The 13,567-nt window shown below is 73.1% G+C and carries 13 protein-coding genes; 8 read left to right on the top strand and 5 right to left on the bottom strand.

Translation table 11 applies throughout. The features are described 5' to 3' along the window. Window positions 1-192 precede the first annotated feature (192 nt). From ACFYOB_RS22105 to ACFYOB_RS22095, 3 genes are read left to right on the top strand one after another with little or no spacing between them, the layout of a single operon-like run. Window positions 193-1,413, top strand: coding sequence for a hypothetical protein (locus tag ACFYOB_RS22105; protein ID WP_388561905.1), 1,221 nt, complete (start codon window positions 193-195; stop codon window positions 1,411-1,413). Window positions 1,414-1,464: 51 nt separating this feature from the next. Continuing rightward, window positions 1,465-3,576, top strand: a complete 2,112-nt coding sequence (locus ACFYOB_RS22100; RefSeq protein ID WP_388561903.1) for a tetratricopeptide repeat protein — start codon at window positions 1,465-1,467, stop codon at window positions 3,574-3,576. Window positions 3,577-3,581: 5 nt separating this feature from the next. Further along, window positions 3,582-4,094, top strand: a complete 513-nt coding sequence (locus tag ACFYOB_RS22095) for a flavin reductase family protein (protein ID WP_388561901.1) — start codon at window positions 3,582-3,584, stop codon at window positions 4,092-4,094. 8 nt (window positions 4,095-4,102) lie between these two features. Here the strand turns inward: ACFYOB_RS22095 and ACFYOB_RS22090 are convergent, their stop codons facing one another. After that, window positions 4,103-4,972, bottom strand: coding sequence for a BTAD domain-containing putative transcriptional regulator (locus tag ACFYOB_RS22090; RefSeq protein WP_388561899.1), 870 nt, complete (start codon window positions 4,970-4,972; stop codon window positions 4,103-4,105). A 312-nt stretch (window positions 4,973-5,284) separates the two neighbouring features. Between ACFYOB_RS22090 and ACFYOB_RS22085 the strand changes: the two genes are divergently transcribed. After that, window positions 5,285-5,656: an STAS domain-containing protein gene (locus tag ACFYOB_RS22085; RefSeq protein WP_388561897.1), complete on the top strand. Its 372-nt coding sequence runs from the start codon at window positions 5,285-5,287 to the stop codon at window positions 5,654-5,656. A 140-nt stretch (window positions 5,657-5,796) separates the two neighbouring features. Next, complete coding sequence (locus ACFYOB_RS22080) at window positions 5,797-6,276, top strand: ATP-binding protein (RefSeq protein ID WP_388561895.1); 480 nt, start codon at window positions 5,797-5,799, stop codon at window positions 6,274-6,276. Here ACFYOB_RS22080 and ACFYOB_RS22075 read toward each other — a convergent pair. Continuing rightward, window positions 6,230-6,835, bottom strand: coding sequence for a hydrolase (locus ACFYOB_RS22075; RefSeq protein ID WP_388561893.1), 606 nt, complete (start codon window positions 6,833-6,835; stop codon window positions 6,230-6,232). The genes ACFYOB_RS22080 and ACFYOB_RS22075 overlap by 47 nt on opposite strands. Window positions 6,836-6,888: 53 nt before the next feature. Between ACFYOB_RS22075 and ACFYOB_RS22070 the strand changes: the two genes are divergently transcribed. Further along, window positions 6,889-7,452, top strand: coding sequence for a DUF6434 domain-containing protein (locus ACFYOB_RS22070; RefSeq protein WP_388561891.1), 564 nt, complete (start codon window positions 6,889-6,891; stop codon window positions 7,450-7,452). Window positions 7,453-7,512: 60 nt separating this feature from the next. Here the strand turns inward: ACFYOB_RS22070 and ACFYOB_RS22065 are convergent, their stop codons facing one another. Beyond that, window positions 7,513-8,706, bottom strand: a complete 1,194-nt coding sequence (locus ACFYOB_RS22065; protein ID WP_388561889.1) for an MFS transporter — start codon at window positions 8,704-8,706, stop codon at window positions 7,513-7,515. A 54-nt stretch (window positions 8,707-8,760) separates the two neighbouring features. Between ACFYOB_RS22065 and ACFYOB_RS22060 the strand changes: the two genes are divergently transcribed. Then, complete coding sequence (locus ACFYOB_RS22060; RefSeq protein WP_388561887.1) at window positions 8,761-9,525, top strand: AraC family transcriptional regulator; 765 nt, start codon at window positions 8,761-8,763, stop codon at window positions 9,523-9,525. Here the strand turns inward: ACFYOB_RS22060 and ACFYOB_RS22055 are convergent. Beyond that, window positions 9,510-10,079: a dihydrofolate reductase family protein gene (locus ACFYOB_RS22055; protein WP_388561885.1), complete on the bottom strand. Its 570-nt coding sequence runs from the start codon at window positions 10,077-10,079 to the stop codon at window positions 9,510-9,512. The genes ACFYOB_RS22060 and ACFYOB_RS22055 overlap by 16 nt on opposite strands. Before the next feature lie 26 nt (window positions 10,080-10,105). Here ACFYOB_RS22055 and ACFYOB_RS22050 point away from each other — a divergent pair, with 26 nt between their 5' ends. Further along, on the top strand, window positions 10,106-11,149 hold the full coding sequence (locus ACFYOB_RS22050) for an enoyl-CoA hydratase/isomerase family protein (RefSeq protein WP_388561883.1): 1,044 nt from the start codon (window positions 10,106-10,108) through the stop codon (window positions 11,147-11,149). Between the two features lie 68 nt (window positions 11,150-11,217). Here the strand turns inward: ACFYOB_RS22050 and ACFYOB_RS22045 are convergent, their stop codons facing one another. After that, window positions 11,218-13,479, bottom strand: coding sequence for an ATP-binding cassette domain-containing protein (locus tag ACFYOB_RS22045; protein ID WP_388561881.1), 2,262 nt, complete (start codon window positions 13,477-13,479; stop codon window positions 11,218-11,220). Window positions 13,480-13,567: the final 88 nt, after the last annotated feature.

The raw sequence follows: 13,567 nt of genomic DNA, 5'->3' as shown, positions 1-13,567 counted from the left end.
GATCCTGCGAAGGAGGTGCACAGATGAAGAAGATCCAGATTCGTAAGGCCGGCCCCGTCCGCCTCACGTCCTCCGCTTGTTCGGTCTACCCGAACCCCGCCTGACCTCGCGTCAGGTGAGTCCGGCATCGGGCCCCCGCCGCGGCCGGGGCCCGATGCCGCCCGGGAGAGCAGGCAGAGAGGGAGCAGCGCCATGGCGGACCGAGATCTCCGCAGTTCCGACGACGCGCCGCTGGCGCTCCACCCGCTGGTCTACCTGGAGGACGGCGGCGAGGTCACCATCGGCCGTCAGGACACCGACTCGTACGCGATCTTCCCGCCGGACGGCGCCGAGCTGGTACGCCGCCTGCAGGAGGGGGCCACACCCGCACAGGCCGCCGACTGGTACGAAGCCGAGTACGGGGAGCGCGCCGACGTCGCGGACGTCGTCGAGGCCCTGTACGAACTCGGCTTCGTCCGCGCGGCGGACGAGGAACCGGCCGCGGCCGAGCCGGTGCGCTGGCAGCGGCTCGGACGGGCCCTGTTCTCGCCGGCCGCCTGGGTCTGCTACGGCGCGATCACGGCCTGGGCGGTGCTGCGCATGCTGCTGGAGCCCGACCTCGTACCGACGGCGCGGGACCTGCTGTTCAGCGACTACTACGCGGTGATCAACGTGGTCCTGCTGATCGTCGCCGTGCCGCTCATCGCCGTCCACGAACTGTTCCACGCCCTGGCCGGCCGCCGCCTCGGCATCCGTTCCCGGACCCGGATGTCGTACCGCTTCTACTTCCTCGTGGTCGAGACCTCACTGGACGGCCTGGTCGCGGTGGAGCGCCGCAAGCGCTACCTGCCGATCCTGGCCGGGATGGTCGCCGACGTCGTCCTGATCAGCCTGCTGATCACGGTGGCCGACGCCCTGGGACCGGGCGGCGGGGCCGCGCTCGTCGGCCGGGTGTGCCTGGCCGTGGCGTTCGCCGCGGTCATCCGGCTGCTCTGGCAGTTCTTCCTCTATCTGCGCACCGACGTCTACGTGCTGATCACCACCGCGCTCGGCTGCGTGGACCTGCACACCACGTCAGTGCGCCTGCTCCGCAACCGGTTCAACCGGCTCCTCGGGCGGACCCACCTGCTGGTGGACGAGGGCACGTGGCACCCCGTGGACCGGCGGGCGGCGCGCTGGTACTCCTGGCTGATCCTCGTCGGGTACACGATCAGCCTGAGCACGTTCCTGCTGGGGCTCGGCCCGGTCTTCCTGCAGATGATCACAGCCTCGCTCGACCGCTTCGGTGCGGGCCACCGAGCGGACTGGGTCCTCCTGCTCGACTCCTCGGTCTTCCTGCTGCTGACCTTCGCCCAGGTGGGCCTCGCCCTCTGGATCGCCGTCAGGGAGCGCCTGCGCAGCCGGCGGTCCCGGCTCGACCACGTCATCGCCTGAGGGAACGCCCGGACGGGGCTCCCGACGGCCACTTATGTGAAAGGCAGGCCCATGAGCGGCCACTACTGGATCTCCGCTCCGCAGCGCGCGGAGCGTGACCGGCTGCGGGCCGGCCTCGAACTGCCTCCCCTCCTCGCGTCCGTGGACGCGCACCGGCGGCTGCGCGGCCCGTACACCGCCGCCGGCACCCTGCTCCGGGCCGTGGCCCCGGAAGCGCTCCGCCGCCGGCCCGCCCTCGCCGACCGCCACTACATCGAACTCCAGGAGAGCACCCCGGAGCTGAAGCCTCTGGTACCGGCGATCACCCGCGCCCTGGAACAGCAGTCGGCGGCCCCGGGCGAGGTCAGCCGCTACCCGGCGCGGCTGCACTCGCTGCGCGTCTCGCACGGCCTGGTCGACTTCCTCCTCACCGCGCTGGCCGATGCCGGCGACGGGCCGCGGACCCTGGTCGTGGAGAACGTCCAGCACGCCGATGCCACCGACCAGGAGTTCCTGGCGGCCGCAGTGCGCAGGATCCCCGCCGGGCTGCTCACCATCGTGGTGTGCACCGGCACCGGGGAACTGGCCGATCCGCCGGGCACGCTGTCCGTTTCGCTGCCCGCCGCACTCGGCGCGCACACGACCAGGATCACCGGCTCGGCCCCGGCCCAGGCCCCCGTCCCCGACGCCGTGCCCGCCGGTCCCGCGGCGGCTCAGCGGTACGTGGACGCCGACGGCGCCGACGACGACCCCGCGCTGCTCCGCGCGTACGAGCAGCTGGCCCCCGCCGAGCGGGCCGCCCTGCACGACCGGCGGGCCGCGGACCTGACGGAGCGGGCGGAAGCGGGCGAGTCCTCGCTCAGGCTCGGCGCCCTGCCGTACCACCTCATGCGCGGCGGCGACCCCGGCGGCGCGGGACTGGACGCCCTGCGGTGGGCCCTGGGCCGGTGCAAGTACCTGGGCTTTTACCACGCGGCCGCGGAACTGGGCGAGGCGGGCCGACTGGCCGTGGACCCGGCGGAACGCCCCGACCTGTGGTGGATCTTCATCCGGGAGACCGGGGTGTGCCTGGCGGCCGCAGGCCGCCCCGACGAGTCGGCGGTCCTCCAGGAGGAGGCGCGGACCGCCACCATCGACCCCGCGCACCACATGAAGCTCGCCTACGAGATCGGGATGCTCTACGCCCGCCACTACCCCGAGGAACGCCGCGACGAGCGCAAGGCCCGAGCCTGGGTCAACCAGGCCATCGCCATCGCGGACCTGCTGCCGGACCCCAAGGAGCGCGCCTTCTACTCGGTGTTCAACCGCAACGGCCTCGCCCTGGTGGAGGTCCGGGCCAAGCGGCCCGACGAGGCGCTCCGGCTGCTCGACGAAGGCATGGAAAGGCTGGACCGGGAACTGGGCCTCGGCGAGCGCACCTGGCACCGCGTCGGGCTGCGCTACAACCGGGCCCAGGTCAACGGCATGAGCGGCCGGCTGGAGGCGGCCCTGGAGGACTACGCCGAGATCATGGACGCGGACAACGACTTCGCCGACCACTACTTCAACCGGGGCAACATCCTGCGCAAACTGGGCCGCACCGAAGAGGCCATCGCCGACTACGAGACGGCGCTCGGCCTCGAACCGCCCTTCCCCGAGGCGTACTACAACCGGGGCGACGCCCGGATGGAACTGGGCGACGCCCAGGGTGCGCTCGCCGACTTCGACCGCACCCTGGAGCTCGACCCCGGGCACGCCCCGGCGCTGCTCGGACGCGCCGGCGTGCTGGACGACCTCGGTGAGACGAACGCGGCGCTTCAGAGCGTGGCCGCCGGACTCGCGCTGGCCCCCGAGCACCCGCATCTGCTGTGCCTGCAAGGGCGCCTGCTGGCCGAGGACGGGCGGCCGGCGGAAGCGGTCCGCGCCGTCGAGGCCGCGTTGCGCAGCGATCCCGAGCTGGCCGAGGCCTGGGCGGTCAGGGCCGAACTCGCCTACTCCGCGGGTGACCTGGCCGCCGCGGCGGCGGACTTCGACCGCGCGGTGGAGCTCGCCGACCGTCCCGAGTTCCGCTTCAACCGGGCCGTGGTCCACGAGGCGGCGGGCCGTTTCACCGAGGCGGCGGCGGACTTCGACGCGGTGTTCGCCGCCACCGAGGACCCCGACGCGCTCAGCCACCGGGACTCCTGCCTGCTCGCGGCCGGGTAGGGGCGATGAGCCTGCGGCAGGGCCGGGCCCCGCAGGGCCGGAGCGAGACGGCGGAGCTGTTCACCGAGGCGATGTCACGCCTGGTGTCCGGGGTCGCCGTGGTGTCCGCACGGCGGGCCGACGGCCGGCCGTGCGGACTGCTGGTGTCCTCGGTCTGCTCGTACAGCGTGCGGCCGCCCTCCGTGCTGGTGGCGCTTGCCCGCAGCTCACGGACCTGCCGCGAGCTTGACCCGCGCCCGGGTACGGCTTTCGGCGTCCACCTGCTCGGCGCCGGGGACACCGACCTCGCCGCGGTGTTCGCCGGCGGCGCGGAGGACAAGTTCACCGGTGTCCGCTGGAGCTGGGACGACGGGGTGCCCCGGCTGCTCGGCGTGCCCGTGTACCTGAACTGCCGGGCCGGGGCGGTGTTCCCCCACGGCGACCACGTGATCCTCGTGGGCGAGGTCGGGGAGTGCGTCCTGAGCGAGGGCGAGCCGCTGGTGTACTTCCGGCGCAGGCTCGACTGGCGGCTGGGCTGACGCGGCCCCTACCCCCGGCGGCACCGCTCGTGCCCGGCGTTCGCGGGCCGCCCGCCGCCCAGCAGCGTGCGCTGCGCCGCCTGGAGCGCGGGACCGGGCTCGATGCCCATGTTCTCCACGACCTCGCGCCGCGCGCGGGTGTACGCGTCCAGCGCCTCGGCCCGGCGCCCGGTGTCGGCCAGGGCCAGCATCAACTGCTCGTGGAACGCCTCGCGCAGCGGATGGCGGGCGCAGAGCTCCTCCAGCTCGCCGACGACCTCGCGGGCGCGGCCCTGACAGGTGTCCGCGCCGATCCGGTCGTGTATCAGCGCCAGCCGTTCCTCCTCCAGCCGGACGCCGTAGTGCGCGGGCAATCCCGCCTGGCCCAGGCCCCCCAGCGGGGACCCGCGCCACATGGCCAGCGCGTCCCGGAACGCCTCTCCCGCTCCGTGGCAGTCCCCGGAGGCCAGCAGGCCGCGGCCGAGGGCGGCCGCCTTGCGGAAGCCGTCGAGGTCCAGTTCTCCCGGACCCACGCGCAGCATGTACCCGGAACCGGCCGTACGCAGCAGGGGGTGCTGCCGGGGGTCCCGGCCGCCCCGGCTGTGCCCGGGGTCCAGGGTCCGGCGCAGCCCCGACACGTACATCTGCAGGGTGGCCACCGCGGATCGGGGCGGCCGGCCGTCCCAGAGCTCGTCGATCAGGGTGTCCACGGAGAAGGTCTTGTTGGCGTGCAGCAGCAGGAGGGCGAGCAGGGCCCGGCGCTTGAGCGCCGTGGGAGTGCACGGGCGGCCCGCGAGGTGCACCTCGACCGGGCCCAGGATCAGGTACCTGGGGCGGTCCGCGCCAGGAGCGTGCCGAACACCGTAGGCCGTCGTGGATCTCGCCCGTTTGGCTAACACCGAGTGCCACCCCATGTCGTGTCTGCGCCCCAGGGCGCCAGTGCTGTCGGTCGACGTGCGAGCCGGAATCCCCCCGGGTACGCACGTCATGGATACGGGTCATCGGACCGCGTGTCACCAGCCGGAACAGGCCAATCGGGGCCGGACGGACCGAATCCGGCCGCCACGCGACGGCCCCTGGGCGCGGCGCTTGCGGGGCCGGCCGGCCCCCGCCCCCGCCCCCGTCCTAGGCGTCCCACATCGTGCGCGGATGAGGCGTATCCCCGTGGCTTCTGGGAAGGTGCAGGAAGCAGGACGGAAGGGTGATGCCGGATGATTCCGGGAGCGGACAACGAACGCTTCACCGTCGCGGTGCAGAGCGTGGACGGAGCCGTCGTCCTTGAGCTGGCGGGGGAGCTGGATCACGACACGGCGCAGCCCTTGCGTGACGCCCTCGACGCGGCGGTCACCCAGGGTGGCCGACTGGTGGTGGACCTGTCGGGACTGGGGTTCTGCGATTCCACCGGGCTGAACGTGCTGCTGCACAGCCGGCTCTCGGCCCAGGAGGCCGGCGGCAGCCTGGAACTGACCGGGCTGCGCGGGTCGGTCGCCCGGATGTTCCACATCACCGGCGCGGACGGGGTCTTCCCCGTGCACGCCGATGTGGCGGAAGCACTGGGCCGGGCGAGCGGCCCACCGGGCTAGCCCGGCGGGTCGGCTGCGCGCGCACGCGGCAGCGCGGAGTCCGGATGCGCCACCGTATTCGCCACCTTCGCCACCGGATGCGTCCCCGGACGCGCCCCTGGATGCGCCACGTCACGTCGACACGGAGGAGTCTGACCGTCATGGAAGAGCGGGGGTCACCCGACCGGACCTGGTACCTGGTACTGGACGGGGCCACCGATGTCGTGACGCGCAGCCGTGAATTCGCGCGCCGGGCGCTGGCCGCATGGCACTGGCTCCCGGCCGCCACACCGGAGGGGCGGGACACGGCCGAGGACGTACTGCTGCTGGTGTCCGAGGTGGTGGCCAACGCCTGCCTGCACGGCGGCGGGCCGAGCGCGCTGCTGCTGGACTGCGACGACGAACGGCTGCGGATCGAGGTGACCGACGGGAACCCGGCGCCGCCGGTCCCCCTGCCGGCGCGCTCGCCCTCGCAGGCGGGCCGGCCCGGCGGGCACGGGCTGCTGATCGTGGACCGTCTGGCGCGCAGCTGGGGTTCCCAGCCCAAGCCGGAGGGCAAATGCGTCTGGCTGGAAGTGGCCGCCCCGGCGGCGGTCAGGGACCCGGTCGGGAACGGGGCCCGGGATCCAGAGCCGCGATGACCTCGTCGGTAGCGCTGACCTTCCCGATGCGCGGGAAGATCTTGCCGAAGCTGTGCGCGTGGGAGTCGGGGTCCGTGTCGGCGGTGGCGTCCTCAACGAAGACCAGGTCGTAGCTGAGCTCCCAGGCCGTGCGTGCGGTGGACTCCACGCCGACGCTGGTGGAGATGCCCGCCAGGACGATCTGGTGGATGCCGCGCCGGCGGAGCTGGAGGTCCAGCTCGGTACCGGTGAAGGCGCCCCAGTGGCGCTTCGTGACGACCACGTCGGCGAGGGCGGCGAGGTCTGCCGGGATCTCGGAGAACGCGGCGGGCGGGGCCGCGGCCGGGCCCGGGCGGTCCACATTGGCGGTGGGCAGGTCGCCGCCGTCGGGGGACCAGGCCACCTTGACGAGGACCACGGGCAGCTTGCGGGCGCGGAACGCCTCGGCGAGTGCGATCCCCTTCTTGAGGATGTCGGTGGCGGGCCGGGTGATGGGAAGGTCCAGGATGCCCCTCTGCAGGTCGATGAGGACCAGGGCGGTGGCCTCGCCGAGAGCGAGGCGGGTCGGGTCAGCGGTCATTTCCCGACATTATTGGACATTCAGCCAAGGCTGCAAGGATCTAGAATGGGAACATGAGTGCGAATATCGGGGAATCCCGGCCTGCCCTGACCCCGGCGCTGACCGGTGCGGAGCTGGCCCGCTGGTACTGGACGCTGGCCGAGCTGAGTGCGCTGGCGCGCGAGATGGGCCTGTCGGCCGGGGGCGGCAAGGCCGCCGTCACGGCCCGGCTGACCGCCGCGCTCGACGGCCTGCCGCCCGGACCCGCCCCGTCCCCGGCCCCCACCGCCCGCAGGGGCGGCCGCCAGCTCGCCGCCCCCGTCGACGGCGCGACCGTGATCCCGCCGGGGCAGCGGTGCAGCCAGGTGCTCCGGGAGTTCTTCGTCCGGGAGATCGGACCTGGATTCCACTTCGACGCCTTCATGCGGGAGTACGTGGCCCAGGGCGCGGGCCGCACCCTCTCCGAGGCCGTCGCCCACTGGCACGCCACCCGCGCACAGGCGGCGCAGCCGCAGGAGGTCGCCGCCCAGTTCGAGTTCAACCGATTCCTGCGCGACTGGCACGCCCGCCACCCCGACGGCGCCCGCACCGAGGCCCTGGCCGCCTGGCGGGCCCACCGGGCCCGCCCCCGCGACTGACGGGCGCGGGAGCCGGTCCTTGCGCATCCGGGACCGCCCGCCGCCCGACGGAGCCCGGGTTCACCCGCCGTGGCGACCCTCAGGAACCGGTGCGGGTACCGGCTCGGGCAGCCGCCGGGCCAGCGCCCACGCGAGCACCGGCAGGACGGCCAGCGGCAGCAGCGCCACGCGCAGCGACGTGGCGTCGGCCGCGGCGCCGATGAGCGGGCCGGCCAGGCCGCCCACGCTGACGGTCAGGCCGAGCGTGACCCCGCCGGCCGTGCCCATGCGCGTGGGGAGGTAGTCCTGGCCCAGGGTGACCTGGAGCGAGAAGGGCACGTAGAGCGCGGCGGCGGCCAGCGCCGCGCACGGGTACACCAGCGGCAGCGGCAGGAAGAGGATCCCGGCGACGGCGGGCACGGCGGCGGCGTACGCGCGGTGGACCGTGGTCACCCGGCCCCAGCGCCCGGCCAGCCGGCCGCCGAGCAGCGTGCCGCCCGCACTGCCCGCGAACAGGGCGAACAGCGCGACGGCGCCGGCGGTTTCACCGCCGCCGCGCTCGCGTACGTACAGGGCGATGAAGGTGCTCAGGCCGATGAAGACGACGGAACGGACGATCACGACGAGCGAGAGGAGCAGGAAAGCGGGCCGGTTCTCCCCCAGGGCGGCCGCGGTGGCCTTCTCCGCCCGGGCGGCGGGGCAGGCGGCCGCGCCGGTGGGGGCGGGCGGCCGGCCCAGGAGGACGCCGAGCGCGGCCGGGAGCGCCAGCAGCCACCAGCCGGCCGGCCCGGGCACCGCCAGGGCGCCGACGACCAGCAACGGCGCGCAGGCGAAGCCGATGTTGCCGCCGAGCGCGAACCAGCTCATCGCCGTGTGCCCGGGCCCGCCCACCGTGGCGCGCACCAGCCGGGCGGCCGCCGGGTGGTAGGCGGCGACGCCCAGACCCGAGAGGGCCACGGCCGCTACCGTGGCCGGGTAGCCGGCGTCCAGCCCGACCAGTGCGATGCCGAGCCCGGCGGCGCCGGTGGCGACCGGTATCAGCCAGGGCGCCTGGCGGCGGTCGGCCAGCATCCCGAAGAGCGGCTGGACCACTGAGGAGAGCAGCGAGGCGGCGAGCACGATGCCGGACGCGGCGGCGTATCCGTACGAGCGCTCCGCCACGAGGAAGGGGACGAGCGCGGCGACGGCGCCCTGGTAGACGTCCACGCACGAGTGGCCCGCCGCGAGGGCGGCGGTACGGCGCCGGACCGGAGTTGTTCTGATCACTGACTTCACCGGTCGAGAATCGCCCTCGCCCAGGGCGTCGCGCTTCCGATAAATTGCCTGGTGATGCAGAAAAACCGCCAGCTGGGCATCCGCCACACACCGCGGGCCGCGACCAGCATCCGCGAGCTCGACACCGACGTCGGGATCGATCCGCACCGCCACGACGACCATCAGATCGCCTACGCGGGCTCCGGGGTCCTGTCCATCACCACCGACGCCGGCACCTGGGTGGCCCCCGCGACCCGGGCCCTGTGGATCCCGGCCGGGACCGTGCACGAACACCGCGCCTTCGGCCGTACCGACCTGCACTCGGTCGGCCTGCCGACCCGGCTCAACCCGCTGTCCCTGGACGGGCCGGCCGTGATCGCGGTCGGCCCGCTGCTGCGCGAGCTGATCCTTGCCTACACGCGCGCCCCCGAGGACACCGGCCCCGAGCGGCGCCGGCTGCTCGGGGTGCTCCTCGACCAGCTGCGGGCCTCGCCGCTCCAGCCGCTGCACCTGCCCGCCCCGGCCGATCCGCGGCTCGCGGCGGTGTGCGCGCTCCTGCACGCCGATCCGGCCGACCCGCGCGGGCTGGCCGCGCTCGCCGCGCAGGCGGGGGCCGGGGCGGGGGAGCGGACGCTGAGCCGGCTGTTCCGGGCCGAGCTGGGCATGACCTTCCCGCAGTGGCGCACCCAGCTGCGACTGCACCAGGCGCTGCGGCTGCTGGCGGTGGGCACTCCGGTGACGGCGGTCGCGCACCGCTGCGGCTGGTCGTCCGCGAGTGCGTTCATCGACGTCTTCCGCAAGGCCTTCGGGCAGACGCCCGGGGCCTACGGGCGGCCGTAGCGCAGGAGTACGACGCCGTTGCCGAAGGTGCGCGTGGCGTCGAGGCGCAGCGGCGTCGGGCCGTAGTCGAGGGGCAGGAAGAGCGGTTTGCCGCGCCCGATCCGCACCGGGTGCACACAGATGTGGTACGCGTCCACGAGGTCGTGGCGCAGGAACGAGGCGGCGAGATCGGCTCCGCTCAGTGCCAGGTCCCCGCCCGGGGCCGCCTTGAGCGCGGCGACCTCCGCAGGTACGACGTCCCGCACGACCGTGGTGTTCCAGTCGGTCTCGCCCTGGGGCAGGGTGCGCGAGTACACGTACTTCGGCATGGGTCGCCAGATGCCGGCGAACTCGGCCATCGGCCCGGTGATCGCGGGGTCGGCGTCGGCGGTCGGCCAGAAATCGGCCATCAGCTCGTGCGTGACGCGGCCGCTCAGGAATCCGCCCATCGTGCGGAGTTCGTCGTTGAAGTACTGGTGCAGCTCGTCGTCGACGACGTGCCAGTCGATCTGCCGCTCGGGTCCCTCGATGTATCCGTCGAGGGAGACCCCCATCATGAGGACGATCTTCCGCATGGGGTTCACGCTACATACTGACCGGTGTGAAGACCGAAGACGACACAGTGCTGTTCGACATCGAGGGCCGGACCGGGGTGGTCACCCTCAACCGGCCCAGGGCCCTCAACGCCCTCACCCACCCCATGGTGCTGCGGATCGACGAGGCCCTCACCGGCTGGGCCGAGGACCCCGCCGTCGACCAGGTGCTGATCCGCGGCGCCGGTGAGCGCGGCCTGTGCGCGGGCGGCGACATCCGGGCCATCCACGACGACGCCAAGGCCGGGGGCACCGCGTCCGCGGACTTCTGGCGCGACGAGTACCGCCTCAACGCCCGCATCGCCCGTTACCCGAAGCCCTACGTCGCCCTTATGGACGGCATCGTGATGGGCGGCGGTGTCGGCGTCTCCGCCCACGGCCGCGTCCGCGTCGTCACCGAACGCTCCCGCGTCGCCATGCCCGAGACCGGCATCGGCTTCGTCCCCGACGTCGGCGGGACCTGGCTGCTCGGCCGCGCACCGGGCCGGCTCGGCACCCATCTCGCCCTCACCGGCGCGGCCGTGGGCGCAGCCGACGCGCTGCTGTGCGGGCTCGCCGACCACTTCGTCCCCGCCGCGCGGCTCCCCGAGCTGACCGCCGGGCTCGCCGCGGCCCCCGTCGACGAGGTGCTGCCCCGGTACGCCGCCGCGCCGCCGCCCGGTGACCTCGCCGACCGGCGGGCCTGGATCGACCACTGCTACGCCGCGGACACCGTCGAGGAGATCGTGGACCGGCTGCTCGGCCAGGGCGAGCCGGCCGCCAAGGAGGCCGCCGAGACGATCCTGGCCAAGTCCCCGACCGCGCTGAAGGTCACCCTCGCCGCCGTGCGCCGGGCGGCGGCGCTCGACTCGCTGGAGCGGGTGCTGGCCCAGGAGTTCAGGGTCTCCTGCAACGCCCTGCCCTCCCCCGACCTGGTGGAGGGCATCCGGGCCCAGGTCGTCGACAAGGATCGCCGGCCGCGCTGGTCGCCGCCCGCCCTGGGGGACGTGACCGACGCGGACGTGGAGCGGTTCTTCGCCCCGCTCGGCGCGGGCGAGCTCACCTTCGGCTGAGCCGGGGCGCGCCGGGGCGTCCCGTTCGCCCGTTTCTCCCCGCGCGCCCCGGGCCGAACGCGGCCGGCCTACGAGCCGACGTACTCCCGCAGGTGCCGGGCGGTCAGCGTGTCCGACCCGGCCACCAGGGCGGCCGGAGTGCCCTCGAAGACGACCTCGCCACCCGCGTGGCCGCCGCCCGGGCCGATGTCGATCAGCCAGTCCGCGTGCGCCATCACCGCCTGGTGGTGCTCGATGACGATCACCGAGTTCCCGCTGTCGACGAGGCGGTCCAGCAGGGCGAGGAGCTTGTCCACGTCGGCCATGTGCAGCCCGGTCGTCGGCTCGTCGAGGATGTACGTGGACGACTTCTCCGCCATGTTGATGGCGAGCTTGAGCCGCTGGCGCTCGCCGCCCGACAGCGTGTTGAGCGGCTGGCCGAGCCGCAGATATCCCAGCCCCACGTCGGCGAGCCGGCCCAGGATCGCGCGCGCCTGCCCGGTGGTGAAGAACTCGTACGCCTCCGCCACCGGCATGTCGAGCACCTCGCTGATGTTCTTGTCGCGCAGCCGGTACGTGAGTACCTCCGGCGTGAACCGCCGGCCCTCGCACTCCTCACAGACCGAGGCCACCGCGGCCATCATCGCCAGGTCCGTGTAGACCAGTCCGAGGCCGTTGCACTTCGGGCAGGCGCCCTCCGAATTGGCGCTGAACAGCGCCGCCTTGACCCCGTTGGCCTTGGCGAAGGCGGTCCGGATCGGGTTCAGCAGGCCCGTGTACGTCGCCGGGTTGGAGCGGCGCGAACCGCGGATCGGCGACTGGTCGGCCACCACCACCCCGTCCCGCCCGGCCAGGTACCCGTGGATCAGCGAACTCTTCCCGGAGCCCGCGACCCCGGTCACCACCGCCAGCACCCCCAGCGGCACGTCCACGCTGACGTCCTTCAGGTTGTGCAGATCGGCGCCCTTGACCGACAGGTGGCCGCGCGGGGCGCGCACCGGCTCCCGCAGCCGCGCCCGGTGTCCGAGGTGACGGCCGGTCAGCGTGCCGGAGGTGCGCAGCCCGGCCACGTCCCCGCTGTAGCAGAGCTGTCCGCCCGCCGTGCCCGCGCCCGGACCCAGGTCCACGACGTGGTCGGCGATGGCGATGACCTCGGGCTTGTGCTCGACGACGAGGACGGTGTTGCCCTTGTCGCGCAGCCGCAGCAGCAGGTCGTTCATGCGCTGGATGTCGTGCGGGTGCAGTCCGGTCGTCGGCTCGTCGAAGACGTACGTGATGTCCGTGAGCGAGGATCCCAGGTGGCGCACCATCTTCACCCGCTGGGCCTCACCGCCGGAGAGGGTGGCCGACGGGCGGTCCAGGCTGAGGTAGCCGAGCCCGATCTCGACGAGGGAGTCGAGCAGGTCACGGAGGTTCGCGAGCAGCGGTGCCACGCCCGGGTCGTCGATCCGGCGGACGAAGGCGGCGAGGTCGCTGATCTGCATCGCCGAGCACTCGGCGATGTTCACCCCGTCGATGCGGGAGGAGAGGGCGGCCGCGGAGAGCCGGGCGCCGCCGCAGTCGGGGCAGTCGGTGAACACCACGGCGCGGTCCACGAAGGCCCGGATGTGCGACTGCATGGACTCGCGGTCCTTGGACAGGTACGTCCGCTGGATCTTGGTGATCAGGCCCTCGTAGGTGAAGTTGTTGGACCCCACCTTCACCTTCACCGGGCTCCTGTGCAGGAAGTCGGCCCACTCCCGCTCGGAGAAGTCCTTGAGCTTCGTATCGGCCGAGTAGAAGCCGGAATTGGCCATGATCTGCCAGTACCAGGAGTCCACGGCGAAGCCCGGCACGGTGATCGCGCCCTCGTTGATCGAGAGTTCGCGGTCCACGAGCTGGTCCACGTCGATGTCGGAGACCTGGCCGATGCCCTCGCAGCGCGGGCACATCCCGTCGGGGGCGTTGAAGCTGAAGGCGGTGGACGTGCCGATGTGGGGTACGCCGAGCCGGGAGAAGACGATCCGCAGCATGGTGTAGGCGTCGGTGGCGGTGCCCACGGTGGAGCGGGAGTTCGCGCCCATCCGCTCCTGGTCCACGACGATGGCCGCGCTCAGGTTGTGCAGCCCGTCCACGTCCGGCCGGCCCAGGCTGGGCATGAAGGACTGGACGAAGGCGGTGTACGTCTCGTTGATCATGCGCTGCGACTCGGCGGCGATGGTGCCGAAGACGAGGGAGGACTTCCCGGAACCCGACACCCCGGTGAAGACGGTGAGCCGGCGCTTGGGTATGTCGAGGGAAATGTCCGCGAGGTTGTTCTCCCTGGCCCCGCGGACCTGGATGACCTGATGGCTGTCGGCGGCGATCTGCACGGAACTCCTCGCGGTGGCGGTGTCTCGAGCTTACTTTCTACACTGTACTCTATACGTTGTAGTGAATTGTTGGCCGCATGCTCGGAGG

The sequence above is a fragment of the Streptomyces sp. NPDC006463 genome (genome assembly GCF_042870715.1).
GTDB lineage: Bacteria > Actinomycetota > Actinomycetes > Streptomycetales > Streptomycetaceae > Streptomyces.
The sequence above is the reverse complement of the archived record's forward strand: the minus strand, read 5'-3'. Positions and strand labels throughout refer to the sequence as shown.